This is a genomic window from Dactylosporangium sp. NPDC048998 (genome assembly GCF_043197855.1).
GTDB lineage: Bacteria > Actinomycetota > Actinomycetes > Mycobacteriales > Micromonosporaceae > Dactylosporangium.
Genome location: NZ_JBICTV010000002.1, coordinates 501,957 through 525,627 on the forward strand (window position 1 = coordinate 501,957; position 23,671 = coordinate 525,627).

Annotated in this window: 26 protein-coding genes and 1 tRNA gene; 10 read left to right on the top strand and 17 right to left on the bottom strand. The window is 72.5% G+C overall.

Translation table 11 applies throughout. From position 1 onward, the window contains the following. The gene (locus tag ACGFI8_RS06365; protein WP_392800745.1) at positions 1-837 is read left to right on the top strand and encodes a hypothetical protein; all 837 of its coding nucleotides are present in this window, start codon (positions 1-3) and stop codon (positions 835-837) included. A 175-nt stretch (positions 838-1,012) separates the two neighbouring features. On the opposite strand, the gene ACGFI8_RS06370 is transcribed toward ACGFI8_RS06365, so the two are convergent. Next, positions 1,013-1,088, bottom strand: a tRNA-Thr gene (locus ACGFI8_RS06370). An 86-nt stretch (positions 1,089-1,174) separates the two neighbouring features. Between ACGFI8_RS06370 and ACGFI8_RS06375 the strand changes: the two genes are divergently transcribed. Continuing rightward, complete coding sequence (locus ACGFI8_RS06375) at positions 1,175-2,989, top strand: metallophosphoesterase family protein (protein ID WP_392801243.1); 1,815 nt, start codon at positions 1,175-1,177, stop codon at positions 2,987-2,989. Positions 2,990-3,091: 102 nt separating this feature from the next. On the opposite strand, the gene ACGFI8_RS06380 is transcribed toward ACGFI8_RS06375, so the two are convergent. From ACGFI8_RS06380 to tmk, 5 genes are all read right to left on the bottom strand, one after another. After that, positions 3,092-3,787: a hypothetical protein gene (locus ACGFI8_RS06380; protein ID WP_392800748.1), complete on the bottom strand. Its 696-nt coding sequence runs from the start codon at positions 3,785-3,787 to the stop codon at positions 3,092-3,094. Positions 3,788-3,920: 133 nt separating this feature from the next. Beyond that, positions 3,921-4,211 (bottom strand): hypothetical protein, encoded by a 291-nt coding sequence (locus tag ACGFI8_RS06385; RefSeq protein ID WP_392800751.1) that lies wholly within the window; start codon positions 4,209-4,211, stop codon positions 3,921-3,923. Between the two features lie 276 nt (positions 4,212-4,487). Next, the gene (locus ACGFI8_RS06390) at positions 4,488-4,808 is read right to left on the bottom strand and encodes a YbaB/EbfC family nucleoid-associated protein (protein ID WP_392800753.1); all 321 of its coding nucleotides are present in this window, start codon (positions 4,806-4,808) and stop codon (positions 4,488-4,490) included. Between the two features lie 70 nt (positions 4,809-4,878). Further along, positions 4,879-6,078 carry a DNA polymerase III subunit delta' gene (locus tag ACGFI8_RS06395; protein ID WP_392800756.1) on the bottom strand — a complete coding sequence of 400 codons (1,200 nt, stop codon included), beginning with the start codon at positions 6,076-6,078 and terminating at the stop codon, positions 4,879-4,881. Beyond that, positions 6,075-8,192, bottom strand: a complete 2,118-nt coding sequence (gene tmk, locus ACGFI8_RS06400; protein WP_392801245.1) for a dTMP kinase — start codon at positions 8,190-8,192, stop codon at positions 6,075-6,077. The genes ACGFI8_RS06395 and tmk overlap by 4 nt, the downstream gene beginning before the upstream one ends. A 191-nt stretch (positions 8,193-8,383) precedes the next feature. Here tmk and ACGFI8_RS06405 point away from each other — a divergent pair, with 191 nt between their 5' ends. From ACGFI8_RS06405 to ACGFI8_RS06425, 5 genes are read left to right on the top strand one after another with little or no spacing between them, the layout of a single operon-like run. Next, positions 8,384-9,592 carry an amino acid deaminase/aldolase gene (locus tag ACGFI8_RS06405; RefSeq protein ID WP_392800759.1) on the top strand — a complete coding sequence of 403 codons (1,209 nt, stop codon included), beginning with the start codon at positions 8,384-8,386 and terminating at the stop codon, positions 9,590-9,592. Between the two features lie 17 nt (positions 9,593-9,609). Beyond that, on the top strand, positions 9,610-10,527 hold the full coding sequence (locus ACGFI8_RS06410; RefSeq protein WP_392801248.1) for an SAM-dependent methyltransferase: 918 nt from the start codon (positions 9,610-9,612) through the stop codon (positions 10,525-10,527). A gap of 45 nt (positions 10,528-10,572) precedes the next feature. Beyond that, positions 10,573-10,830 carry a DUF6364 family protein gene (locus tag ACGFI8_RS06415; protein WP_392800762.1) on the top strand — a complete coding sequence of 86 codons (258 nt, stop codon included), beginning with the start codon at positions 10,573-10,575 and terminating at the stop codon, positions 10,828-10,830. Beyond that, a complete protein-coding gene (locus tag ACGFI8_RS06420) occupies positions 10,817-11,107 on the top strand; it encodes a type II toxin-antitoxin system PemK/MazF family toxin (RefSeq protein ID WP_392800765.1) in 291 nt (96 codons plus the stop codon). Before ACGFI8_RS06415 ends, ACGFI8_RS06420 begins: the two co-directional genes overlap by 14 nt. Before the next feature lie 22 nt (positions 11,108-11,129). Further along, complete coding sequence (locus ACGFI8_RS06425) at positions 11,130-12,266, top strand: NADH-quinone oxidoreductase subunit D (protein ID WP_392800767.1); 1,137 nt, start codon at positions 11,130-11,132, stop codon at positions 12,264-12,266. Positions 12,267-12,276: 10 nt separating this feature from the next. Here the strand turns inward: ACGFI8_RS06425 and ACGFI8_RS06430 are convergent, their stop codons facing one another. From ACGFI8_RS06430 to ACGFI8_RS06445, 4 genes are all read right to left on the bottom strand, one after another. After that, positions 12,277-14,079 carry a hypothetical protein gene (locus ACGFI8_RS06430; protein WP_392800770.1) on the bottom strand — a complete coding sequence of 601 codons (1,803 nt, stop codon included), beginning with the start codon at positions 14,077-14,079 and terminating at the stop codon, positions 12,277-12,279. An 87-nt stretch (positions 14,080-14,166) separates the two neighbouring features. Next, the gene (locus ACGFI8_RS06435; RefSeq protein ID WP_392800772.1) at positions 14,167-15,147 is read right to left on the bottom strand and encodes a glycine betaine ABC transporter substrate-binding protein; all 981 of its coding nucleotides are present in this window, start codon (positions 15,145-15,147) and stop codon (positions 14,167-14,169) included. A gap of 190 nt (positions 15,148-15,337) precedes the next feature. After that, entirely contained in the window at positions 15,338-16,024 is a 687-nt protein-coding gene (locus tag ACGFI8_RS06440; RefSeq protein WP_392800775.1) for an ABC transporter permease, read from the bottom strand. Beyond that, positions 16,021-16,704: an ABC transporter permease gene (locus ACGFI8_RS06445; RefSeq protein ID WP_392800777.1), complete on the bottom strand. Its 684-nt coding sequence runs from the start codon at positions 16,702-16,704 to the stop codon at positions 16,021-16,023. Before ACGFI8_RS06445 ends, ACGFI8_RS06440 begins: the two co-directional genes overlap by 4 nt. Positions 16,705-16,706: 2 nt before the next feature. On the opposite strand from ACGFI8_RS06445, the gene ACGFI8_RS06450 reads away from it, so the two are divergent. Beyond that, positions 16,707-17,702: an ABC transporter ATP-binding protein gene (locus ACGFI8_RS06450; RefSeq protein WP_392800780.1), complete on the top strand. Its 996-nt coding sequence runs from the start codon at positions 16,707-16,709 to the stop codon at positions 17,700-17,702. A gap of 65 nt (positions 17,703-17,767) precedes the next feature. On the opposite strand, the gene ACGFI8_RS06455 is transcribed toward ACGFI8_RS06450, so the two are convergent. The 7 genes from ACGFI8_RS06455 to folP all read right to left on the bottom strand — a co-directional run bounded on the left by ACGFI8_RS06455 (position 17,768) and on the right by folP (position 22,575). After that, complete coding sequence (locus ACGFI8_RS06455; protein WP_392800782.1) at positions 17,768-18,241, bottom strand: hypothetical protein; 474 nt, start codon at positions 18,239-18,241, stop codon at positions 17,768-17,770. Positions 18,242-18,322: 81 nt separating this feature from the next. Next, the gene (locus ACGFI8_RS06460) at positions 18,323-18,610 is read right to left on the bottom strand and encodes a hypothetical protein (RefSeq protein ID WP_392800785.1); all 288 of its coding nucleotides are present in this window, start codon (positions 18,608-18,610) and stop codon (positions 18,323-18,325) included. Positions 18,611-18,620: 10 nt separating this feature from the next. Next, the gene (locus tag ACGFI8_RS06465; RefSeq protein ID WP_392800788.1) at positions 18,621-19,985 is read right to left on the bottom strand and encodes an ABC transporter permease; all 1,365 of its coding nucleotides are present in this window, start codon (positions 19,983-19,985) and stop codon (positions 18,621-18,623) included. A gap of 150 nt (positions 19,986-20,135) precedes the next feature. Then, positions 20,136-20,645, bottom strand: coding sequence for a DUF3180 domain-containing protein (locus ACGFI8_RS06470; protein WP_392800791.1), 510 nt, complete (start codon positions 20,643-20,645; stop codon positions 20,136-20,138). 76 nt (positions 20,646-20,721) lie between these two features. Further along, complete coding sequence (folK, locus tag ACGFI8_RS06475) at positions 20,722-21,243, bottom strand: 2-amino-4-hydroxy-6-hydroxymethyldihydropteridine diphosphokinase (protein WP_392800794.1); 522 nt, start codon at positions 21,241-21,243, stop codon at positions 20,722-20,724. A 136-nt stretch (positions 21,244-21,379) separates the two neighbouring features. Beyond that, positions 21,380-21,751: a dihydroneopterin aldolase gene (folB, locus tag ACGFI8_RS06480; protein ID WP_392800797.1), complete on the bottom strand. Its 372-nt coding sequence runs from the start codon at positions 21,749-21,751 to the stop codon at positions 21,380-21,382. Beyond that, complete coding sequence (gene folP, locus ACGFI8_RS06485) at positions 21,748-22,575, bottom strand: dihydropteroate synthase (protein ID WP_392801249.1); 828 nt, start codon at positions 22,573-22,575, stop codon at positions 21,748-21,750. Before folP ends, folB begins: the two co-directional genes overlap by 4 nt. Positions 22,576-22,905: 330 nt before the next feature. Here folP and ACGFI8_RS06490 point away from each other — a divergent pair, with 330 nt between their 5' ends. Together ACGFI8_RS06490 and ACGFI8_RS06495 are read left to right on the top strand one after the other, a co-directional pair. Then, entirely contained in the window at positions 22,906-23,217 is a 312-nt protein-coding gene (locus ACGFI8_RS06490; RefSeq protein WP_392801252.1) for a hypothetical protein, read from the top strand. A gap of 12 nt (positions 23,218-23,229) precedes the next feature. Beyond that, entirely contained in the window at positions 23,230-23,604 is a 375-nt protein-coding gene (locus tag ACGFI8_RS06495) for a hypothetical protein (protein WP_350544567.1), read from the top strand. The last annotated feature ends 67 nt before the right edge of the window (positions 23,605-23,671 follow it).

Genomic DNA, 23,671 nt, shown 5'->3' on the forward strand with positions numbered 1-23,671 from the left:
ATGGCAGGAATCGTCGGCGTGCACGGCGTCTGGAACCATCTCGAGGGGCGCACTCCGCAGGAGGCGGCGGCGCTCAAGAGCGACGCGTGGACCAACGGCCTGGCCCAATCGCTGGGCGTGGCGCCGCCGGCCCGGGTGGACGTCGCCTACTACGCCCATCTTCTGCGCCGCGGTCACCGCCAGGCGGCGCCGGACCCCGAGACCCTCGACGACGAGCAGCGCGACTGGCTCGCCCGGTGGGACCTGGCGCTGAACCCGCGCGAAGAGGTACGCGAGGCCCTCGTGCTCAAGCCGGTGCGCCAGATCATCAGCGGCATGGCCCGCCGCTGCAACCTCGACACCGAACTCGTCGCACTGTTCGTGACCATCGTGCTCAACGAGATCAAGGTGTACTTCGACCCGGCCCACCCCGGCCCGCGGCAACAGGTCCGCGACACCGTGGCGGACACCCTGCGGCGGGTCCGGCCCTCGGTCGTCATCGCACACTCGATGGGCTCGGTCGTCGCCTACGAGACGCTGTGGCAGAACCCGGACGTGCCCGTGCCGCTCCTGGTGACGCTCGGCTCACCGCTGGGCCTGCCCGGAGTGATCTTCCCGAGGCTCGCGCCCGAGCCGGTCGACGGCCGCGGTAGCCGCCCGCCGTCCGTCGCCCGCTGGATCAACGTCGCCGACCCGGGCGACATCATCGCGGTGCCCCGCTGGCTGGGCAAGAGCTTCAACGGCATCGACGAGGACCTGGAGACGTCGATCGACGTGTTCGACTTTCACAAGGTCGCCAAGTATCTCAAGAACCAGAAGGTCGCCGACGCGGTGCGCCCGTACCTCGACGAGGCATAGGCGTCCCGCGCCTGCCAATCAAGTACAGAAGGCTCAGAATAGAATAAAACGGGCAGTATTGGACCGATCGGGCGGACGGCGAACCTGACCGCCACAACCGTTGACCGGAGGTCGGGGGCCTCATCGAGAAAAAGTCAACGCCCTGGCCAGGTGTCCCCTGGCCAGGGCGTTGCCCTGGAGCCGCCTGACGGAATCGAACCGTCGACCTATTCATTACGAGTGAATCGCTCTGCCGACTGAGCTAAGGCGGCAACGGTGAACCAGTGTACGGCACGAACCCGGGGGGCGCGCGAGGGGTTTCCCCGTTGCCCCGCGCGGGGGTAACGTCCGGCCCGTGATGCCCGACGATATGCCGCCCGCCCCAGGTGAGCTGACCGCCGAGCCGGGCGAGCCGCTGCTGCCGCTGCCGCAGGAGGACGAGGGCGCGCCCATGCCGGTCGGCGGGCGCCCGACCGCGCTCGACCCGGACCAGATGGGGTTCACGCCGCGCCGCGCGGTGCCGTGGCTGAGCCCGGTGCTGCTGAGCGGGACCGCCGTGCGGGTGCTGCTGGCCGACCTGTTCGGCGCGTACCTCGACAAGCGCGAGCTGCAGGACGCCCTCCCCTCCCGGATCCTGCGCGAGAGCGCCGGCTACGCCGGGGAGGTGAACGACGACGAGTGGCCCGACGGCGGCGAGCTCTGGGTCGATTACGCCGCCGACACCGGCGACGGGTTCAACGCCACCTACTCCGTCGCATACCTGCTCGCGCAGCCCTCGCTGACCGTCGACGGCCACGAGCTGCCGCGGGGCGAGGTGCTGGTGCTCGGCGGGGACCAGGTCTATCCGACGGCGAGCGGGCAGCAGTACGAGGACCGCTTCAAGGGGCCGTTCCGCGCCGCGTTGCCGGAGCGGCCGCGCGAGGGACCGCAGCCGAGGCTGTATGCGGTGCCGGGCAACCACGACTGGTACGACGGCCTGACCGCCTTCCTGCGGCTGTTCGTCCGCGGCGACGAGGGCACGGTCGGGGGCTGGCAGACCCGGCAGTCGCGCTCATACTTCGCCGTCGAGCTGCCCAACCGATGGTGGCTGCTCGGGCTGGACGTGCAGCCGGGCGCCTACATCGACGATCCGCAGCTTCGGTACTTCCGGTCCGTCGCCGCCCGGATGGGCCCGGGCGACCGGGTCATCATCTGCCCGCCGTCGCCGAGCTGGGTGGAGTCGACCGACGACCACAAGGCGTACGACAGCCTCGACTACTTCGTCCGCACGATCGTCGCGCCCACCGGCGCCGACGTGCGGCTGATGATCTCGGGTGATCTGCATCACTATGCGCGGTACTCCCGGCGGGAGCGGGAGCTCATCACCAGCGGCGGGGGCGGCGCCTACCTCTACCCGACCCACGAGCTGCCGGAGCAGATCTCGGTGCCGCCGGTGCGCTCGCTGGTGCGCAACGCCTCGCCCTCGCGCACGTACGACCTGCGCCGCACCTTCCCCACCAAGCCCCAGTCACGCGGCCTGGCCCTGGGCGTCTTCTGGCGCCTGCCGTGGCGCAACCCGATGTTCCTGGGTCTGCTGGGCCTGCTGCAGACGCTGACCATGCTCGCGCTCGTCAACGCCGCCGACCGGGTCGTCTCCGGCGTCGAGCAGCGCCTGGTGACCGTGCCGGCCGTGCTGATGGTCGTCCTGGACGTGCTCGGCACCTGCCTGCTCGCCATGCCCCGCGCCGCCGGCCAGCGAAGGCCGCGCCACTGGCTGCTGGGCCTGTCGCACGGCGTCGCGTTCGTCGGCCTGGCCGCGCTCGGCACGTGGGCCTGGCTGAGCCTGCCGCTCGTCGGCCTGGCCTGGCCGCTGCCCCTGCTCCTTTCCATCATCCTGTACCTCCCGTTGTCCGCGATCGCCGCCGGCGAACTCTTCGCCGTCTACCTCGTCATCGCGTCGAGATTCGACGTGAACGTGAACGAGCTGTTCGCGGCGCAGGGCATCACCGGATACAAGGGCTTCCTGCGAATGCACTTCACGGCCGACGGCGGCCTGACCATCTACCCGATCGGCGTGCGCCGCACGGCCCACCGCTGGCACGCCCGCCCGGCGGCCGCCCCCGACACCCCATGGTTCGAGCCCGCCCACGCCATGGAGCTCCACCTCATCGACGACCCGATCCAGATCCGCTGAGGCACCCCGCCGCCGCTCGACGCGAGTGCCCGGATCGGCCGACGCCACCGGTCGACGCGGGTGCCTCCGGATTCCGTCGGGTGCCGAAGGCACCCGACGGAATCACAGGTTGACGCGGGTGACCCCGGAGATGACGGCCGGCCCGCTCGGCACCCTCGGCGGCTCGTACTCGAGCTCGGCCAGCCGCCCCGCCCACCGGCCGTGCAGCTCGTCGGCGGCGTCGAGCGCGTCGGCGGCCGTCTGCAGCACCCGCCCGGCGATGCGGCCCGCCGCCGCGGCGACCTCGGTCCTGTCGCCGACCGGCTCGCCCCGCGCGGTCAGCACCGTGACCGCCTCGGCCGAGGTGGCGACCCGCGCGATGGCCTCGGCGAGCTCGTACCGGAATCCGGCCGCCCAGGACGCGAGCGCGTCGAGGTATGCGGCGGTGGCGGCCAGCCGCCCGGTGATCGTGGCGGGCTCGCCCTCCTCGCCGATGTGCGCCGCCAGGGCGCCCCACACGATCCCGAACGCCTCGGCGCCCCCGCCCTCCCAGGCACTCCGCCCGATGTCGGCCTCCAGCCGCCCCGGCAGCTCCCCGAACCGCCCGGCCACCCCACGCAACTCCAGCGCCGCGGCGCGCAGCCCGTCGACGTCGAGCCGCAGCGCGTGCTCGAGCACCTCATCCGGCAGCGCCCCGACGCGCCGCAGGAGTTCCCGGAGCGACCCGTCCGCCGGCAGCCCCCCGCCGGCCAGCACGTCACCGACCCGCCGGAACAGGTCGTCCCCGACCTCGGCCAGCCGATCGAGCGCATCGGTCATGCCCGCTCCTCGCTACGCCCGCCCGGGACATGACGCAAGAGCCGCGTTTTCCGATGACTGGCTCGATAAGGCTTCGCACGGACCGGCCCGGACCAGGCGCCGCCCAGTCTGGCTCGATGAGGCACCGGAGTGGTCATGGCACCACCCGCGAGTCTTCCTCGGCGCCGCGATACCCGGCCGCGACCTGCCGCAGCGCGTGCGCCGTCTCGGCGAGCCGCGCCCCGTGCGCCGCGGCCTCGGTGCCCCGCGCGGTCAACGCGGTCGCGAGCAGCCGGTGTAGGTCGCGCCCGGCCCGCGCCAGCCCTCCGGCCCCGTCGGCGCCGAGCGCGCGAGCCCCGGGATCCACGAGACTGAGCGTGGTGCTCGCGCCGGCGAGCTCATCCCCGGCCGAGTCCAGCCGGTGCGCAAGGTCCTCCAGCCGCATCTACGCCCCCGCCGCCTCGACCCGAACCACACCACGCCGACCCCGGCCCGCAGCCGGCCACGCCGAACTCGCGCCCACGCCGGAACCGGAGCCGAGGCGAGGACCGAAGCCACGGCCAAGACCTAAACCCAGGCGAGAACCGAAAGCGGCGCAGCGACCGGAAGCAGGGCGAGCGGCCCGCGCCGGACGGGGCCGACCGGCCAGATCACGCAGTGGCACCTCACACCCCCCGTCGTGGCGCGCCGAGCCGTGTGCCGAGGACGGCCGCGCGGATCGTCATTGCAGTGAGCGATAGTCGCCGAACGTCTCAGCGTGCAGCTTCTTGCGGGCCCAGGCCGCGGCGTCCGCGGCGGCGGTGACCGCCTCGCGGACGGAGCGCGACAAGGCCTCGCCCGTCCGGTTGTGCAGCGGGCCGTCGATGCGGACGTCGCGGATCGTGCCATCGGCGGTGACCAGCACTTCGACCAGCCCGTCAGCCGAGTGGACGGTCACCTCGACGGTCTTCACCGCCTTGTCGAACTCGGCGTGCAGGGCCTCGATGCGGCGGTAGCGCTCGACCGCCTCCTCGATCCACGCCTCGTCGATCTCACGCCCCATGCAACCTCCCTGGGTGACCGTACGGCACCCGCCGGTCACCGCGGAAGACCGAATCAGCCCCTGTGGATAACTACCCGCGCCACAGGGCCAGCATCATCGCCTCGACGGCGATGCGCGGTTTGACGTTGGTCTCGATGGCCACCCGGCACTCCAGGACGGCCTCCAGCCGGCGCAGGGTGCTCTCCGGGGCCCACTTCTCGGCGGCGGCGTCGGCGAGCTCGTCCACGTCGCCGTGGATCGGGCCGACGCCGGCGTCGAACGAGTGGACCAGCACGTCGCGGTAGAAGCCGGCCAGGTCGACCAGGGCGCGGTCGAGCGAGTCGCGCTGAGCCCGGGTCGCGCGGGACTTCTGCCGGCGCTCGAGGTCCTTGAGCTGGCCGGCCGAGCCGCGGGCGGCGCCGGCCGCGCCCTTGCCGGTGCCGCCGGCGCCGAGGGCGGTCTCGAGGGCGGAGCGCTCCTTGGCGTCGATCTCGACGACGGAGGCGGCCGCCTCGGCCTCGGCGGCCTCGATGAGCGCGCTCGCGGCGTCGAAGGCGGCGCCGATGCCGGTCAGCCGGCGCGGCACGGCCAGCACGGCGTCGCGCCGGGTCCGCGCCTGCGGATCGCGGGCCAGCCGGCGGGCGCGCCCGACGTGGCCCTGCGAGGCGGCGGCCGCCCAGGCGGCGGTCGCCTCGTCGATGCCGTCGCGGCGGTGCAGTACGGCGGCGACGGCATCGGCCGGCGGCTGGCGCAGCGGCACCACCCGGCAGCGGGAGCGGATCGTCACTGAGATGTCGTCGGGGTGGGTGCTCGGCGTGCACAGCAGGAACACCGTGCGTGGCGGGGGCTCCTCGACGGCCTTGAGCAGCGCGTTGCCGGCCGCCTCGGTGAGCCGGTCGGCGTCCTCGACCAGCAGCACCTGCCAGCGGCCCTGGGTCGGCGAGCTGGCCGCGCGCAGCACCAGCGCGCGCATCTCACCAACGGCGATGGACAGCCCCTCCGGCACCACGAACCGCACGTCGGCGTGGGTGCCGGCGAGCGCCGTGTGACAGGCCTGGCAGGTGCCGCAGCCGCCGTCGGGGCACTGCAGCGCCGCCGCGAACGTGCGGGCGGCGACCGATCGGCCGGACCCCGGCGGCCCGGTGAACAGCCACGCGTGGGTCATCGCCTGCTGCCCCGACGCGTCGGGCACCTCGCCGCGCACGATCGCGTCGGCGGCCTCCACGGCGCGCGACAGCGTGGCGACGGCGTCGGGCTGCCCGATCAGCTCGTCGAAGATCGGCGGGGTCATACCCGCGAGCCCTTGTCGGACGACCCGGACATGTCAGGTAAGTCGGACTGACCGGACCCGCCGGACGCCTTGCCGTTCGGGACGTCGTCGCCGGTGAGGGCGGTGGCGACCTCGGCGGCGTCGTGCAGTACCGAATCGATCGACGACTCGGCCTCCGGGATCAGGTGGCGCACCCGCTGCAGGATGCCGGCCGCCAGCGCGTCGATCGGGTTGGTGGCGTCGAGCACCAGGTAGCGGCTCGGATCCGCCGACGCCAGGTCGAGGAACGCATACCGCACCCGCTCGTGGAACGCGAGCGACTCGCTCTCCAGCCGGTCCGCGTCGCCGCGCTTGCCGGCCCGGGACAGGCCGACCGCCGGGTCCAGGTCGAGCAGCACGACCAGGTCGGGCTTGAGGCCGCCGGTCGCCCACTTCGACAGCCAGGAGACCTCGTCGACCGGCAGGGTGCGGCCGGCGCCCTGGTAGGCGAGGGACGAGTCGACGTACCGGTCGCTGATGACCACCGCGCCGCGGGCCAGCGCCGGCCGCACAACGGAGGCCACGTGGTGCGCGCGGTCGGCCGCGTAGAGCAGCGCCTCGGCCCGCGGCGTCACCACCTCGCCGCCGTCGTCCGGGCGGTCCAGCACCAGGCTGCGGATGTTCGAGCCGACCGGGGTGGCGCCGGGCTCGTGGGTGACCACGACGTCGCGGCCGATCCGGCGCAGCGCCTCGGCGAGCCGGGCGACCTGCGTCGACTTGCCGACACCCTCGCCGCCCTCGAAGACGATGAAAAGGCCCTGCGCCGCCTTGGGCTCGGCGGGGCTGAGCGGGCGGCCGCGGACCGAGCCGATGAGGTCGGCGAGGATCGGCACACCCTTCTTGTCGTCCATCTGGCGCAGCGCGAAGCTGCCGGCGAACACTCCCAGGATGCCGGCGATCGCGAGCAGCGGCCGGGTGCTGGAGACCTCGAAGTCGTAGAAGCCCAGGTCGATCTTGCGGGTGCCGCCGGCGCCCACGATGACGCTGGAAAGGGAGATGGTGAGCATGAGCACCACGCGGGTGCCCATCTGGACGAAGGCGAAGGCGCGGCCGCGCATGTCGTCGGCGACCTCGCCGCCGAGCAGCGTGGTGCCGGACAGGAATGCCATGCCGGCGCCGACGCCGACCAGGAGCCCCCCGCCCACGGCGATCGAGAGGTGGGTGGCCAGGGCCAGGATGATCACGGAGCCGGCGGCCAGGATGATCGACAGGCCGAACCAGCGGCGCCGCGACAGCTCGCCGACCAGGCGCGGCCCGGCCGCGATGCCGAGGCCGAGGCCGAGGAACAGCACGGCGAAGAGCAGGTAGAACGCGGCGTTGCCGGCGCTGAGCGACACTGCGTAGAAGCTCGCGGTGCCGACGACCACGCCGCCGCCGGCGAAGGCGCCGAAGATGCCCAGCACCAGGCCGCGGACCAGCGGGGTCTTGCTGACGAACGCCCAGCCCTGGACGAACTCGCGGATCATGCCGGGCTTGCGCTCCACGCTCGCGGTGCGCCGGCCGCTGATCTCCCGGATGCCGAAGAACACGGTGAGCGCGGTGGCCAGGAACGTCAGCGCGTTGAACCACAGCGCCACGGTGCTCGGCGCGGCCCACGCCGGCTCGTCGTGGCCGAACACCCCCAGCACCAGCCACTGCAGGCCGATGAGCACCAGCGCGGCGGCGACCGGGGTGATGCCATACGTCGTGGCCAGCGTGAGCTGGTTGGCCGTCTCCAGCCGGGCGCGGGGCAGCAGGTTGGGCACCGCCGCCTCCTTCGCCGGCGTCCAGATCATCGCGACGGTCTCGATGACGAACGTGGCGACCGCGGTCCAGGCCACGACCAGCGCCCCGTCGCTGATGATCAGCGCGGCGGCCGGGATGGAGGCGAAAAATGTGAAGCGCAGGAGGTCGCAGACGACCATCGTGTAGCGCCGGTCGAACCGGTCGGCGAAGACGCCGGCCACCGGGCCGAGGATCAGCGCGGGGAGCAGGCGCACGGCGATGACTGAGCCGAACGCCAGGCCCTTCGCCGCGTCGTTGGACACCTGCGAGGCGGCGAACGTCGAGGCGGCGAGCAGGCCGAGCCAGTCGCCGAGGGACGACAGGCCCAGCACCGCCCAGAGCCGGCGGAAGGCCCGGATGCGCAGTACGGCCTGAAGTCCGCCGACACCGGAGAGATCGCTGCTGGCGATGGCGGCACCCCCTTTCTCCGGTCTCACGCTACAGGTCACCCCCGACAATTCCGGAAGCGCCGCCGCTTACGCGAGGTTCTTTCATATTCTCTGCCGTCTCGGTACGGTGAGGCGTGCCCAGCTCCCGTGCCGCTCGGCGGACCCGTTACGACCGGGCCACCGCCGATCTTGATCCGCCGTTCGCGATCGTGGACCTCGATGCCTTCGACGCCAACAGCGCGGCCCTCGTCGCCCGGGCGGCCGGCAAGCCGCTGCGCGTGCCGAGCAAGTCCGTGCGGGTCCGCGCGCTCATCGACCGCACCCTGGCGCACCCCGGCTGGCGCGGCATCATGGCATTCACCCTTCCGGAGGCGATCTGGCTGGCCGGGCACGACACCGCCGGCGACGTCCTGGTCGCCTACCCCACCGCCGACCGGGCCGCGCTGCGCCGGCTCGCCACCGACGAGCAGCTGGCCCGCACGATCACCGTCATGGTCGACGGCACCGACCAGCTCGACCTCGTCGACGCCCTGGTGCCCGCCACACGCCGCGCCGCGCCGGTGCGCGTCTGCATCGACCTCGACGCGTCCTGGCGCCCGGTGTCCGGCGTCCACATCGGCGTGCGGCGCTCGCCCGTGCACAGCCCGGGCCAGGCCGGTGCGCTGGCCGCCGCCGTCGCCGCCCGGCCGGGCTTCCAGCTGGTCGGCCTGATGTCGTACGAGGCACAGATCGCCGGCCTCGGCGACGCCCCGCCCGGGCGGCCCGTGCGCGGCGCGCTCATCCGCGCGATCCAGACGCGCTCGATGGCGGAGCTGCTGGCCCGCCGGGCCGCGGTCGTGGCCGAGGTGCGCCGCCACGCCGACCTCGAGTTCGTCAACGGCGGCGGCACCGGCAGCGTCGCCGCGACCGCCGCCGACCCGGCCGTGACCGAGGTCGCCGCCGGCTCCGGGCTCTTCGGGCCGTGGCTCTTCGACGGGTACCGCACATGGCGCCCCGAGCCCGCCGCGTTCTTCGCCCTCGCCGTGGTGCGCCGGCCCGACGCCACCACCGCGACCGCCCTCGGCGGCGGCTGGATCGCCTCCGGCGAGACCTCGCCGACCCGCCAGCCCCGGCCCTGGCTGCCGGAGGGCCTCAGGCTCATCGGGACCGAGGGCGCCGGCGAGGTCCAGACGCCCCTCGTCGGCCCGGGCGCCGCCGGCCTGCGGGTGGGCGACCGGGTGTACTTCCGCCACTCCAAGGCCGGCGAGCTGTGTGAGCACGTCAACGAGGTACACCTCGTGCAGGGCGAGAGGATCGTGGACGTGGTGCCGACCTACCGGGGCGAGGGCAGAGTGTTCCTGTGAGGCGCTGGCGACAGGCGATGGAGGCGGCACTCTACGGCCCCGAGGGCTTCTTCGTCCGCTCCCGCCCCGCGGACCACTTCCGCACCAGCGCGCACGCGTCGCCCCTGTTCGCCGGCGCGATCGCCACCCTGCTGCGCCGCATCGACGACGCGCTGGACAACCCGGCGCGCCTCGACCTGGTCGACGTCGGCGCCGGCCGGGGCGAGCTGCTCACCGGCGTGCTGGCCGCGCTGCCGGCCGAGGTGCGCGAGCGGGTCCGCGCCGTCGGGGTCGAGAAGGCGCCCCGACCGGGTGAACTGCCGTCCACGATCGGGTGGACCTCGGCCCTGCCCTCCGGCGTCGCCGGGCTCCTGGTCGCCACCGAATGGCTGGACAACGTCCCGGTCGACATCGTCGAGCTCGACGCGCATTTTCGGCCGCGGTACGTCGAGATCTCCGCCGACGGCACGGAGTCGCTCGGCGACGCGCCGCTGCGCGACGCCGACGCGGCCTGGCTGGACCGGTGGTGGCCCCTCGACAACGCCCCGCCGGGCGCCCGGGCGGAGATCGGCGCGCCCCGGGACGAGGCCTGGGCGGGCGCGACGGCCGCGGTCGAGCACGGCCTGGCCCTCGCCGTCGACTACGGCCACTTCGCCGGCGCCCGGCCGCTCTTCGGCACGCTGACCGGCTTCCGCGCCGGCCGCGAGGTGCCGCCCGTGCCCGACGGCTCCTGCGACCTCACCGTCTCGGTGGCCCTGGACTCGCTCGGCTCCCCCACGCTGCTGCAGCGCGACGCCCTCCGGCTGCTCGGCGTCGACGGCGCCCGCCCGCCGCTGAGCCTCGCCTCCTCGGACCCGGCCGGATACGTGCGCGCGCTCTCGCGCTCCTCCGCGGCGGCGGAGCTCACCGACCCGGAGGGCCTGGGGGGCCACCACTGGGTCATGCACTGGGTATGACCGATGGTCATACCGATTGGATGACCTGCTGGTACCATATCTGCTATGACGACGAAGGTGACACTCTCCTTCTCCGACCAGACCATCGCCGACGCGCGCCGCTGGGCCGAGCGCGACGGCGTGTCGCTGAGCGCGTGGATCGACCGCGCCGCCCAGGAACGCGCCCTGCGCGAGATCTTCTCCGCCCACGCCGAGGCGGTGCGCCGCGCGAAGATCGATCTCGACGCCGCCGCACTCGCCGACGAGGAGGAGATCGCGCTCGTGAACGCCGAGCTATACCGTGGACGGCGTGCGTCGCGGTGAAGTGTGGCTCATCAAAGGTGCCCGTGAGCGGCTCGGTCTGATCATCAGCTCGGACGTGTTCAACAGCACCGACGTTCCCGTGGTCATCGTCGCCGAGGTCACCGATGCCGAGGAGCTGCGCGACTCGCCGCTCGCGGTCGAGCTCGACGACCTCGTGGTGATGCCCGACCGGCTCTCCTCGCCGCTGAAGCGCTGGTTCACCGAGCGCGTGGCGGTGGCGGACACCAGCACCATGCACAACGTGTCGCGAGCGCTGCGGATCTTGCAGGACCTCTAGGCGGGCGTTCTAGGCTTACCGCATGACGTCCGAGCTGACGGTCGGGACCGGTGCGGGCCTCGACACCGCCGACATGGTGCTCAACATCGGGCCGCAGCACCCCTCCACGCACGGCGTGCTGCGCCTGCGGCTGGTGCTGGACGGCGAGCGCGTGGTCAGCGCCGAGCCGATCATCGGCTACATGCACCGGGGCGCGGAGAAGCTCTTCGAGGTGCGCGACTACCGGCAGATCATCATGCTGGCCAACCGCCACGACTGGCTCTCGGCGTTCTGCAACGAACTGGGGGTCGTGCTCGCGGTCGAGCGCCTGATGGGCATCGAGGTCCCCGAGCGCGCCGTGTGGCTGCGCACCGCGCTCGCCGAGCTCAACCGAGTGCTCAACCACCTGATGTTCCTCGGGTCGTATCCGCTGGAGATCGGAGCGATCACGCCGGTCTTCTACGCCTTCCGCGAGCGCGAGACGATCCAGGCGGTGCTCGAGGAGGCCTCGGGCGGGCGCATGCACTACATGTACAACCGCGTCGGCGGGCTCAAGGAGGAGGTCCCGGCCGGCTGGACCGGGCGGGCGCGGGCCGCGATCGACCAGGTCCGCCGGCGGATGCCGGACCTCGACAACCTGATCCGGCGCAACGAGATCTTCCTGGCCCGCACGGTCGGCGTCGGGGTGCTCACCGCGGCCCAGGCGGCCGCCTACGGCGCGTCGGGCCCGGTCGCCCGCGCCTCCGGGCTGGACATCGACCTGCGCCGGGACGAGCCGTACCTCGCCTACGGCGAGCTGTCGGTGCCGGTGGTGACGCGCACCGGGGGCGACTGCCATGCGCGCTTCGAGGTGATGCTCGACCAGGTGTACGTCTCCCTCGACCTCGCCCAGGAGTGCCTGGACCGGGTCGACCGGCTCACCGGGCCGGTCAACGTCCGGCTGCCGAAGGTGGTCAAGGCGCCGGAGGGCCACACGTACGCCTGGACCGAGAACCCGCTCGGCGTGAACGGCTACTACCTGGTCTCCCGCGGCGAGAAGACGCCGTGGCGGCTCAAGCTGCGCACCGCGTCCTACGCCAACGTCCAGGCGCTGTCGACGCTGCTGCCGGGCACGCTCGTGCCAGACCTCATCGCGATTCTGGGCTCGATGTTCTTCGTCGTGGGCGACATCGACAAGTAGCGGTGGGCGCCTAGCGCCAGCGGTCGTCGCTGCCCTCGAAGTCGACGATCTGCCGGGCGGCCCGGCCGCGCTGCTCGTCGCGGGCGCCGTTCCAGCCGTACTCCTCGTCATCGTCCGCCGGCCGCGCGCGCCGCGAGACGCGCTCCTCGTCGCGTTCGGCCCCGGAAAGGCCGCCCGGGCCCGGGGTCCACCGCGACGCGGGCTCGGCTGGCGAGGCGGGCAGCGCCGCCGGCGAGCCGCCTAGAGCGGGCCGGTCGGGCCGGTCGCGGCGCACCTCCGACCAGCGCGTCGCGCCGCTCTCGTCGCGGCGGGCCTCCTCGTAGCTGCTGTCCGACCAGTGCGCCTCGGCGCGCCGGCGGCCGCCGCGCTCCGGTTCGTGCGCGGCCCGGTCGCGCTCGCGTTCGCGGCGGGCCTCGGAGCGGCGCGGACTCTCGGTGCCGGAGTCGTAGCGGGCGTCGTACCGCGAGTCGTGGTCGTCGTCCCGCTCGTCGTGGCGCGAGCCGCCGTGCCGCCCGCTGCCGCGGTCGTCGTCGCGGTCGTCCTCGATCGCGGCCCGGTGCCCGCCGGTGCGCGGTTCTTCCGGGTAGTACTCCTCGTGCCGCACGCTCGCCCAGCGGTCCTCGATGCGCACGTGGGTGCCGGTCTCGTCGGCGTGGACGGCGGCCCGCCGCTCGCCCATGCGCAGCTCCCGGCCGCCGCGCTCGTCGCTGTGCACGGAGGCCCAGCGGTCGGTCGTACGCACGCCGGTGACGTTGCCCTCGTCGTCCGGGTCCGGCGCCCGGCGCCGCCCGCCGCGCCGCTCGACCTCGCCGCGGGGCTGGGTCTGCGGCCAGTCCCCGCTGTCGGCCTGGGCCATGCGCTCGTGCAGCAGCTGCTCGGTCCACGACTGTTCACGAGACTGTTCACGAGACTGCTCGCGGGACTCCTCACGCCAGGGCTGTTCGCGCGAGTCGTTACGACCGCGCTCGTCACGCCCCCGCTCGTCACGCCCCCGCTCGTCACGGCGGGGGTCGCCGCGCTCGATCCACTCACTGCGCTCGGAGCGTTCGCTGCGCTCGGTCCACTCGGACCGGCCGACCCGCTCGGGGCGATCGAAGCCCCGGTCGGGGTGCGGCCGCTGCTCCTGCCGGTGCTCCAGGCGAGGGTCGGCCCACTGGTCGGGCCGGTCCTGCCGCGGGTCGGGGCGGCCCGAGGCGCGCTCGGACACCCGCTCGGAGCGGTCCGGGCGGCGCTGCTGCGGAATGTCCGCCCGCGGCGCGGGCGGGGCGCCGTAGACGGTGCCGGAGCGGGACTCGGTGGGGTCGACCACCATCGTCTTGGTGGTGACCTGAACGGTCTCGGTGTGCCGCAGAACGCCCTGTGGCACCGACGCCGAGCCGGCGGGGTGCGTCGGGTGCGGCGGCTGCGCCGCGGCGCGCTCGAGCTGCCCGCGCATCATGTCGACCTGGTTGCGCAGCGCGTCGACGGTCTCGTGCAGCGTGCCGATGCGCTCCATCAGCTGACCGTGGGTGGCGCGGGCCGCGTGCGTGATGTCGCCGCGGATGTCCTCGCGCAGGGTGTCGATCTCCTCGTACACCAGCTCCTCGACCTCGCCGCGCACCGTGTCGCCGCCGGGACGCAGCGCGATCGACAGCCCGATGAGCAGCACGACGAGGACGGCCAGCACCGCCGCGACCTGCAGGACGAACCCGCTGCCCACGAGCAGCAGCAGGGCGGCCAGCGGCGAAATGCCGACCCCACCCCAGAAGAGCAGCTGGAGCAGCTTGGTGCTCCGCTTTACCCCGGGGGTTCCGGTGGTCTCCGCGGCCGGCATGAGCAGAGAACTTACCCCGTCTTCAGCACAAACGAAATGTCCCCTCGTACCGCCTCGGCGAAGCGGTACGAGGGACAAACGGAGGGGCTAGCCGAGCGAGCCGTCGGACGAGAACACGAGCACTATCGACGCGGTGCCCTTCTTGAGCGCGTCCTTGCTCTGCGGGCCGCCGGCGTCCAGGCTCAGCACCTTGCCGAACTGGATGCCGTACGTCTTCTGCAGACCCGGCTGGCAGAACGGCCGCTGCGGGCACTCCGGCGGGCCGCCCAGGACCGTGGCCTGGCCCGAGCACTTCGCGGCGAAGTCGCTGAGCGTCTTCAGGCCGTGCTTGGTGGCAAAGTCCGACGTCACCGCGAACGCGTTGCCGTCGGTCGCCGTGGACGCCTTGCCGAACGACAGGCCCTGCTTGCCGCCGAGGTCCTTCAGCGCGGCCACGGTCTTGTCGACGTCGCCCGAGGCGAGCGGCGCCGCGTCCTTGCCGTTGACCGACTGGTTGATGAACTCGGTCAGGGTCGCGGCGTACTCCGGCACGACCTGGATGTCGCCCTTGGTGAGCTGGCCGTAGTACACCTCGCGCTGACCGATGGTCTGGACCGAGGCGTCGTAGCCGGCGGCGTCGAGGACGATCTCGTAGAGGGCGCCCAGCGTGGCGCTCTCCGAGAAGTTCGCGGCGCCGATCTTGATCGCACCGCCCTTGCCCTTCTCGATGCCGGTGGTGAGGTTCTCGGCCTTGGCGAAGTCCTCCGCCGCGACCTTGGAGGTCTTGCGGTCGACGTCGACCGCCTTGTTGAGCGCGATGAGCTTCTCGGGGGTCAACGCGTCGGAGACCTTGTCGAGCGCGGCGACGAGGGCCGGATCGGCGACCTTCGTGTTGATCGCCGGGATGACGTTGTCCGCCTGCTGGAGCTTCTTGTCGTCGTCGAGGACGACAAGCTTGTCCCCGGCGACCGGAGCGCATCCCGCCCCGCTGACGCTGGCCGGCGCCTGGGTGCCCGAGGAGCCCTCCTTGCCGCAGGCGGTGAGGCCCAGGGCGGCAAGACTGAGGACTATCCCGAGCGTGGCGCGCATGGCTGTTCGCAAAATGGCCCGCCTTCCGTGTCCCGGCGCGATCACTGTGACCGGCCGCGTGTCCGACGGGCGGCGCTATCGGCAATGAAGCCCGCCCGCTTCCAAATAGGCAACTCCGGCGATGGAAATTCGGCAACCGCAACCAGGCACGTTTTCGTAACGACCGGTTACGAAACCCTTATGGCAGCGCTCACGACCGGCCCGCGGCCCGCCGCAGCACCCGTGGTGTGATCTTGCGCTCTATGAGCGCCATCACCCCGTCGATGAGCAGGGCCAGGCCCGCGACGAGGATCGCTCCGGCAAGAATCTGCCCGCCGTGGCCGGGCCCTAACCCGAAGCCGGCCGAGATAATCATCCCGAGGCCGCCGCCGTTGACCGCGGTGGCCAGGGTCGCGGTGGCCACCACGGTGGTGGTCGCGATCCGCAGGCCGGTGGCCAGGAACGGTACCGCCAGCGGCAGCTCCACCCGGAACAGCCGCTGCGCGGAGGTCATGCCCATGCCGCGGGCCGCGTCGCGGACCTCGGGGTCGATCTCGCGCATCCCGGTGTAGGCGTTGGCCAGCAGCGACGGCACCGCGAACACGGCCAGCGCGATGACGACGGCGGGCTTGCCCAGACCCAGCGGGGTGAGGGTGAGGATCGTCAGCAGCGCCACCACCGGCACGGCCTGGGTAAGGTTGGACAGCAGCACGATGAGCCCGGCGGCGGCGCCGCGGCGGCCGAGCGTGATGCCCAGCGGCCAGGCGACCGCGCAGCCGAGCAGGACCGCCATGACGGAGATCTCGATGTGCTCCTGCAGCCGATCCAGGATGCCGCCGGGGTTGGTCCAGTTCAGCGGGTCGTTGAACCAGACGATCGCCTCATTGATGACATTCACGCGCTACGCCTCCTCGTCCAGGGCGTGAGGAGGCGGCTCACCAGGATCAGCACCAGGTCGAAGACCAGCGCCAGGGCGACGCACGCGACCGCCGCGGTGGCGATCTCCGCCTTGTAGAAGTTGTTGCGGAAGCCGGCCAGGATCAGCCCGCCGAGCCCACCCTGGGAGCCCACGATCGCGCCGACGGTGACCAACGCCACTGTCGAGACGGTCGCCAGCCGCAGCCCGGTGAGGATGCCCGGCAGGGCGAGCGGCAGTTCGACCCGCCAGAGCTGGGCCAGCCTGGTGTACCCCATCGCGGTGGCCGCCTCACGCACGTCCTCGGGCACCTGCAGCAGGCCGGTGAGGGCGTTGCGGATGAGCACGATCAGGGCGTACGACGTCAGCGCCACGATCACCGGGGACCGTCCCGTGCCCATGAACGGGGCCAGGAAGGCCAGCAGGGCCAGCGACGGAATCGTGTAAAGCACGCCGGCTGATGTCAGAATCGGCGTGGCGAGCGGGCGCACCCAGTACGCCAGCACCGCCAGCGGAATCGCGATGACCACTGCGATGGCCACCGACCACACCGTGATCACGACGTGGTCGAGGAGCGCATCCCGGAGCGTGTCGTAGTTGTCCCGGACATACGACCAGGAGAACCAGGGATTGCCCGCCTCACCACGGGCCAGGAAGGACATGCGTGGACGTTACCGCGAAGCACGATGCCGCGCCGATCACGCTCGATCGGCTGCGCAAGGTGTATCCGGACGGCACGGTGGCGGTCGGCGAGCTGAGCCTCGAGATCGGCAGCGGCGAGGTCACCGTCCTCATCGGCCCCTCCGGCTGCGGCAAGTCGACCGTCCTGCGGATGGTCAACCGGCTGATCGAGCCCACCGACGGCCGGATCCTCATCGACGGCGCCGACGTGACCACCGCCGACCCCGTGCGGCTGCGCCGGACCATCGGGTACGTCATCCAGAACGTCGGGCTCTTCCCCCACCAGACCGTGCGCGCCAATGTGGGCACGGTGCCGCGGATGCTCGGCTGGGACCGCCGGCGCATCGACGAGCGCACCGACGAGCTGCTGGAGCTGGTCGGCCTGGAGCCGGGGCGATACGCGGGCCGCTACCCGCACGAGCTGTCCGGCGGGCAGCGCCAGCGGGTCGGGTTTGCCCGCGCGCTCGCCGCCGACCCGCGGGTGCTGCTCATGGACGAGCCGTTCTCGGCCGTCGATCCGATCAACCGGGGCCGGCTGCAGGACGAGTTCCTCCGCCTGCGGGAGGCGGTGCGCACGACCACGATCCTGGTCACGCACGACCTGCAGGAGGCGATCAAGCTCGGCGACCGCATCGCGGTGCTGTCCGACCACGCGCAGTTGCAGCAGTACGCCACGCCGGCGGAGCTGCTGGCCCGGCCGGGCAACGACTTCGTGGAGCGGTTCGTCGGCGAGGACCGCGGCATCATGCGGCTGTCGGTGACGCCGATCCCGTCCGACGGGCTGCGACCGGTCGCCGAGGCGGGCGCCGGCGCGCCGGTGGTGACGGCCGGCGCGACGCTGCGGGAGGCGTTCGGGGCGATGCTCGCCGCGGGCCGCGGCGCCGTGGTCGTGCGCGACGGCGACTCGCCGCTCGGCGCGCTCACCGCCGCCGACGTCCAGGTCGCCCTGGCGTCCGCGGCGGTGGATTCGTCTGCCTGATCTTGCGCGGCGGTCCTCCGCCGGACCGATCCGGTACGGCGTTGCCCAGCCGGTACCGCGTGGGGCTACGGCCGCCGCCCGGCCATCGTCGCCAGGCCGATGATCCAGCCGACGATCAGGCCGTAGCCCGCGCCGGCGGCCGCGTTCACGGTGGCCTGGCCGAGCGAGGCGTGCGGCAGCAGGAACGACGTGATGAAGGCGGCGAGCGCCGCGGCGAACATGTATGCGGCCCAGCCGGTGAGGATCGCCGAGAGGGTGCCGCGCGCGCTGGCGAGCTGCGCGCCGACGAGCAGCGTGAGGAACAGCGCCGTGAAGACGACCAGCAGGATGGCCTTGAGGTCGGCCCCGAGCAGGTCGCGCACGGAGGCGTCGGAGTCGAAGCTCCACGCCGGCCAGGCCAGCGTCTCCAGGAAGATCCCCCGGTCGGCCGACCGGGCCCAGTCGACGTACCAGGGGCTGCCGAAGATCAGCACCAGCAGGAAGGCGAAGAGTGTACCGGCGCTCGTCGCGGTGCGGTAACGGGATCGCGTGATTGCCATGCCCGGATTAGGCCCGCCGGCCGCGAAACCTAAACCGCCCGCGTAAATGGCCGGCTTTGCTGATGTTTGCCGGCGTTCGTGCTACTTGCTGTGCTGCAGGATGTAGTCGATGAACGCGGCCCGGACCAGCGGCTCGGCGTCGCCGTAGTGGTGGCCGGTGACCTCACGCCACAGGGCGACCGCGTCGTCGATGGTCGCGTCGAGCGAGCCGATCCAGCCGTCCTGCGTGTCGTCGTCGCTGTAGGTCACGTGCGTGAACAGGTCCCAGAAGAACTTGATGTCACGACGCTGCCGAGCGAGGGTGAACGCGCGGTCCCTGAGCTCGTCCGTCGGCAGCGCGTCGAGCTGGGCCAGCGTGGCTTCGGTCATGGGGACAAGGTTATCGGGTGCCCCAGCGCTCCTCGACGCCCCAGCCTCCGTCCGCGCCGCCGCCCGGCGACGAGGGCCAGCTCCCGGTGTGGCTGGACGGCGGCGACCAGTCGTTGTCCGGCTCGGCCTGGGCCGTGATCGACGGCGGCGTCCAGCTGTCCTCGCCGGCGTCGTCCGGCGTGATACGCGGCCGGCCGAACGTCTCCACGAGGCGGGTCACCACGAGGCCGAGCGCGATCGCGCCGGCGCCCAGGGCGAACGGTGGGAGGCTCCAGCCCTCGGCGGCCGTGTAGCGCAGCAGCAGCGTGATCACCGCGACGGCGAGGATCGTGCCGAACAGCCCGCCGCGGCGGCCGTAGGCGGACGTGCCGCCCGCGAGCGCCGCGCCGAGCGCCAGGCCGGTGAGCGTGAGCCCGCCGATCGACGCCGAGCCGTCCGCGGCGGCGACGCTGCGCTCGTCGAGCGCGATGAGCACCCCGGCCATCGCGGCCAGCAGCGCCGACCCGGCGATCGAGAGGCCCGTGACGGTGGCCGCGCCGCCGCCGCGCCGGTCGGCCGGGTCGTGCACGGGCCGGAACCGGCCCACCGAGCGGCGCACGGACCGGATCAGCCCCAGCGCGGCGCCGCCGACCGCGACGACCAGCACGGCGAGCGCCCACCACAGCGCGTGGTGGTGCGGGTCGTAGGCGCCGGTGACGATCTTCTGGTCCCGCTGGTCGGCGATCCAGGACACCAGCGCGAGTGCGACGCCGAAGCTGGCCGCCCAGCCGGGCACGTGGAACGCGACGACCAGCACGGCGATCACGACACCGACGCCGACGGAGATCAGCCCGGTGATGGCGGCCGTCATGGCCAGGCCACGGTCGGAGTTGCTGGCGAAGAACAGCGCCGCGGCGAAGGCGATCGGGCCGACGGCAAGGTTGGGCGCGCCGGCCCGCAGCGTGAGGCCCACGGCCATCGCGACCAGGCCCAGCTCGGCCCCGGAGAGCAGCAGCGACTGCAACTCGGTGCCGCGCAGCGCGGCTGGGCTGGCGTCGTGCAGCAGGTACAGCAGGGCGGCCGCGGCGAGCAGCAGGACCATCTCCCACAGCGCGTGCACGGCCAGCCGGTCGCGGCCGGGCTCGCCGTGCTCGGGGTCGTCGAACACGTCGCCGAGCTGCTGCGCGGTGGGGGTCCGGCGCCGGCTGGCGCTCAGCCCGAGCGTGCTCTCGCTGGGCGCGCCGTAGGCGGGCGAGACCGGGTAGCTGCCGGGCGTGTAGACCGACTGGTTAGACACGCCCAGCGTGGGCGCGTCCTCGGGCACGCCTCCGCTGCGAAAGTCGGGCTCTTCCCGGAACCCGGGCTCACCACGGAACCGCGAGTCGTCGTACGCCATGGCGCGCGCCTCCTGCCAACCGACCGGTACGGGTCGCACAGTAACCGCGGATTGTGACCAGCGACAGCCCCTGGCGTACCAAACCGCAGGTCTTTGTACGATCCTGCGCCGAACGGCCGGGACCCGCCTGCCGTGTGCGGCCGAGCGCTCTCAGGCGATCTGGTCGTCCGGGGCCCGGTCCGCCCCGTCCTGGCGGCTCTGCCTGGGCAGATCCTTGTCGCGGCCCTTGGGGGGCACCCGGCAGGAGCGCTCGAGCCAGAGCGCGGCGGCGATCAGCACGATGGAGCCGGCCACGCCGAGCAGGGCCTGCGGCAGGTTCTCGGAGACCTTCGCCAGCACGCCACGCTGCGTGAGCAGCCAGGACGCCAGCCCCACGTATACGCCCCCGAACAGCGCGGCGACCAGCGCCGACGCCTTGCCGAGCACCGCGTAGCGGGCGATCACGAGCGGCCGCAGCGGCCCGGCGCCCTCCTTGCGCAGGATCCGGTTGCGCGTGGAGTACGCCTCGATGCCCTCGAATATCGCCAGGCCGATGAGCGTCAGCGGTGGCAGCCAGGGCAGGGTGGGGAGGCTGTTCCAGAAGTTGCTGATGGCGATCCAGGCCAGCGCGGTCGTGGCGAGCGCCGCGACGACCAGCGTGGCCGGACGGGTCGGCTCCATCCGGCCCTTGGGACCGCCCGGTCCGCTTCCGTTGGGCTCTTCGGGTGACGGCGTGGCCATCGGCTTCCGCTCCAGATCACGAATCGAGGTGGACGTCAACTCTTGGGCGCAGGTCGGCGAGGTCACCTGCGACCGCGTCGTCGCGGAGCAGGTCATTGACCCAGCCCCGCCCGGGCAGCCAGGCATAAGGCTGGATGTCGATCCACGGCCGGAGCACGAAGGCCCGCAGATGGGCGCGCGGATGCGGCAGCGTCAACTCGGGATCGTCGGAGGTCACCGGCTCCCCGTCGTCGTTCCACACGGCAATCACGTCAACGTCAAGGGTACGCGGGCCGAACCTGCGCCCGGGGTCTCGCACGCGACCGGCCGCCTCCTCGAGCCGGTGGGCGGTCGCGAGCCAGTCCTTCGGGGCCGCCCCCGGGTCGGTCGCGAGCAGCACCGCGTTGAGGTAGTGCGGCTGGTCGGGGTCGCCCCACGGCGGGGTCTCGTACACCCCGGAGACCACCACGACCGAGTCCCCCAGCCCGGCGACGGCGGCACGCAGGTGTGCCTCCCGGTCGCCCAGGTTACTGCCCAACGCCAGCACCGCCCGGGTCATGCCGAAACCTCCGCTTCGCTCCGGCCGCGGCATGACTTGGACCTGAGCCCATGATGACCGGCCCCTACGCCCAGTCTGGCTCGATGAGGCTTCGCAAAGATCGACCCAGACCAGGCGACGCTTCGCTCCGGACCGGTCATAGCCTCTCCCGGCGGATCACGACGGCGACGTCGGCGAACTCCAGCGGGATTGGCGCCTGGGGCTTGTGCACGGTCACGGTCGCCGCGCCGACCCGGACGTCGGCCAGGCAGACGTCGGCCAGGCGCCCGGCGAGCGTCTCGATCAGGTCGACCGGCTCGCCCGACACCACCGCCGCCAGCCGCTCGGCCAGCTCGCCGTAGTGCACGGTGTCGGCGACGTCGTCGGAGGCCGCGGCCGGGCGCAGGTCGAGCTCCAGGACCACGTCGATGACGAAGTCCTGGCCCTCGCGGCGCTCGAAGTCGAACACGCCGTGGTAGCCCCGGACCTTGAGCCCGCTCAGGGCGATGCGGTCCGTGGAAGATGTCATCGCGCCGCCTTCGTCGCCTGCCAGACCTTGATCGCATCCACGTTGCCACGGACCTCGTGCACGCGCACGCCCCACGCGCCGGCGGCGACCGACAACACCGTGGTGGCGATGGTCGCGGCCTCCCGTTCCCCGGTCGGGCGGTCGCGGCCCTCGGCGTCGGCGAGCAGCCGGCCCAGGTGCGACTTCCGGCTCGATCCGACCAGGACCGGATGGCCCAGCCCGATGAGGTCGGGCAGGTGGGCGGCGAGCCGCCAGGTGTGCTCCGGCTTCTTAGCGAAGCCGAGGCCGGGGTCGAGGATCAGCCGGTCGGGTGCCACGCCGGCGGCGACCGCCGCGTCGACCCGCTCCAGCAGCTCGGCGGAGACCTCCTTGACCACGTCGTCGTAAACGGCCAGGTCGGACATCCGGCGGGAGTGCCCGCGCCAGTGCATGAGCACCCACGGGCAGCCTGCGTCGGCGACCACCCGGGCCATGTCCGCATCGGCGAGCCCGCCGGAGACGTCGTTGACCAGCTCGACGCCGGCCTCGATCGCGGCCGCGGCGACGGCGGCACGGGTCGTGTCGATGCTCATCGTGACGCCCTCGCCGGCCAGCGCCCGGATCACCGGCAGCACCCGGGCCAGCTCGGTCGGCGCGTCGACCCGGTCGGCGCCCGGCCGGGTGCTCTCGCCGCCCACGTCGATGACGTCGGCGCCCTCGTCGCACATCTGCCGCGCGTGCTCCACGGCCGCGTCCAGGTCCGCGTAGCGACCGCCGTCGGAGAAGCTGTCCGGGGTCACGTTGAGCACACCCATCACCACGGGGGAGGGACGTCGCAAGACCATCACTTGAATGAAGGTACTCAACTCAACGGAGGCGCTCGGTGGCGACCTGCGACAACCCTGCTGGGGCCGCGGCCGGGCGCCACAGGAGTCACACTGTGCACACCGACCACGGACCGGTCAGCTTGTTGGAAAGAGGGCCGCAACGTACTCTCTGCAAGTGAACGTTATTCGGACCGTTAAACCCGACAATGGGCATTTAGCAGGGCAAACACCCGGATAAGGTTCCGCTGGAGAGCGACACAGCAGCCGGGGTTGTACCACCGGGTCGTCTTTTCGGCGAGGCTTAACGCGCGGCGTGCACCTCGCCCGTCGCGCCTCCGGGGAGGTCTGATGATGTTGATGGAGATCGGCCAGGCGATGTGGGGCTCCGCCGCACGCGCCGTGGATGCGATCGCCCTCGCTCCGCCGTCACCCGAGCCGAAGACGATCAACACCGATGGCATCCTGACCTTCTTCACCACCAAGATCGTGCCGATCCTGCTCGCGGCGCTCGGGGTGATCTTCATCGGCCGGGCGAGCAAGGGCGAGGTGTCGCGTGTTCTCACCAGCTCGGCGATCGCGATCATCGGCCTGGCCTTCGTCGCCGGCGCCGCGTCGCTGTTCTTCTTCGGCGACTCGCTGGTCAGCCTGATCTTCAAATAGGCCTGACCGACCATGCGCCTGCGCACCGACGACGACATCTACCGGGCCCGCCTGGTCTACCTCGGGCCGCCCGGTTACACGCTGCCGATCCAGCTGCCATACGCGCAGTACGGCGTGTTCGCGCTCCTGGTGCCGCTGTTCATGTTCATCCGCTACCTGATCACGCTGCACGTCGACTACTTCCCCGCCTACGAGATCGCACTCGCGATCGTGGCGACGTCGCTGATCTTCCGTTACGTCGACCCCGATCGACCCGCCCGCATGGTGGTCCGCACCGCCCTGACCGACTGGCGTCACACCCGCGAGCCCAGCTCCGAGCTGCGCGACGCCCGCCTGGTCGCCTCGAAGGTGCGCATCCGCCCGGAACTCACCGGTGATCTCGTATGACCAATCCGCCACCCCGGAGAACCGGGGGACATCAGGACCGCTCGGACTTTGACGACGACGCTGCGCA

Excerpts from the sequence above, each read along its gene's own strand:
- ACGFI8_RS06430 (WP_392800770.1), bottom strand. The coding sequence starts at position 14,079 with ATGCCGGCCGCGGAGACCACCGGAACCCCCGGGGTAAAGCGGAGCACC.
- ACGFI8_RS06380 (WP_392800748.1), bottom strand. The coding sequence starts at position 3,787 with ATGACCGATGCGCTCGATCGGCTGGCCGAGGTCGGGGACGACCTGTTC.
- ACGFI8_RS06435 (WP_392800772.1), bottom strand. The coding sequence starts at position 15,147 with ATGCGCGCCACGCTCGGGATAGTCCTCAGTCTTGCCGCCCTGGGCCTC.
- ACGFI8_RS06385 (WP_392800751.1), bottom strand. The coding sequence starts at position 4,211 with ATGCGGCTGGAGGACCTTGCGCACCGGCTGGACTCGGCCGGGGATGAG.
- folK (WP_392800794.1), bottom strand. The coding sequence starts at position 21,243 with ATGACCCGGGCGGTGCTGGCGTTGGGCAGTAACCTGGGCGACCGGGAG.
- ACGFI8_RS06455 (WP_392800782.1), bottom strand. The coding sequence starts at position 18,241 with ATGGCAATCACGCGATCCCGTTACCGCACCGCGACGAGCGCCGGTACA.
- ACGFI8_RS06390 (WP_392800753.1), bottom strand. The coding sequence starts at position 4,808 with ATGGGGCGTGAGATCGACGAGGCGTGGATCGAGGAGGCGGTCGAGCGC.
- ACGFI8_RS06410 (WP_392801248.1), top strand. The coding sequence starts at position 9,610 with ATGGAGGCGGCACTCTACGGCCCCGAGGGCTTCTTCGTCCGCTCCCGC.
- ACGFI8_RS06395 (WP_392800756.1), bottom strand. The coding sequence starts at position 6,078 with ATGACCCCGCCGATCTTCGACGAGCTGATCGGGCAGCCCGACGCCGTC.
- folP (WP_392801249.1), bottom strand. The coding sequence starts at position 22,575 with ATGGTCTTGCGACGTCCCTCCCCCGTGGTGATGGGTGTGCTCAACGTG.
- ACGFI8_RS06490 (WP_392801252.1), top strand. The coding sequence starts at position 22,906 with ATGATGTTGATGGAGATCGGCCAGGCGATGTGGGGCTCCGCCGCACGC.
- ACGFI8_RS06470 (WP_392800791.1), bottom strand. The coding sequence starts at position 20,645 with ATGGAGCCGACCCGTCCGGCCACGCTGGTCGTCGCGGCGCTCGCCACG.
- ACGFI8_RS06415 (WP_392800762.1), top strand. The coding sequence starts at position 10,573 with ATGACGACGAAGGTGACACTCTCCTTCTCCGACCAGACCATCGCCGAC.
- ACGFI8_RS06365 (WP_392800745.1), top strand. The coding sequence starts at position 1 with ATGGCAGGAATCGTCGGCGTGCACGGCGTCTGGAACCATCTCGAGGGG.
- ACGFI8_RS06465 (WP_392800788.1), bottom strand. The coding sequence starts at position 19,985 with ATGGCGTACGACGACTCGCGGTTCCGTGGTGAGCCCGGGTTCCGGGAA.
- ACGFI8_RS06425 (WP_392800767.1), top strand. The coding sequence starts at position 11,130 with ATGACGTCCGAGCTGACGGTCGGGACCGGTGCGGGCCTCGACACCGCC.
- ACGFI8_RS06445 (WP_392800777.1), bottom strand. The coding sequence starts at position 16,704 with ATGTCCTTCCTGGCCCGTGGTGAGGCGGGCAATCCCTGGTTCTCCTGG.
- folB (WP_392800797.1), bottom strand. The coding sequence starts at position 21,751 with ATGACATCTTCCACGGACCGCATCGCCCTGAGCGGGCTCAAGGTCCGG.
- ACGFI8_RS06460 (WP_392800785.1), bottom strand. The coding sequence starts at position 18,610 with ATGACCGAAGCCACGCTGGCCCAGCTCGACGCGCTGCCGACGGACGAG.
- ACGFI8_RS06495 (WP_350544567.1), top strand. The coding sequence starts at position 23,230 with ATGCGCCTGCGCACCGACGACGACATCTACCGGGCCCGCCTGGTCTAC.
- ACGFI8_RS06375 (WP_392801243.1), top strand. The coding sequence starts at position 1,175 with ATGCCCGACGATATGCCGCCCGCCCCAGGTGAGCTGACCGCCGAGCCG.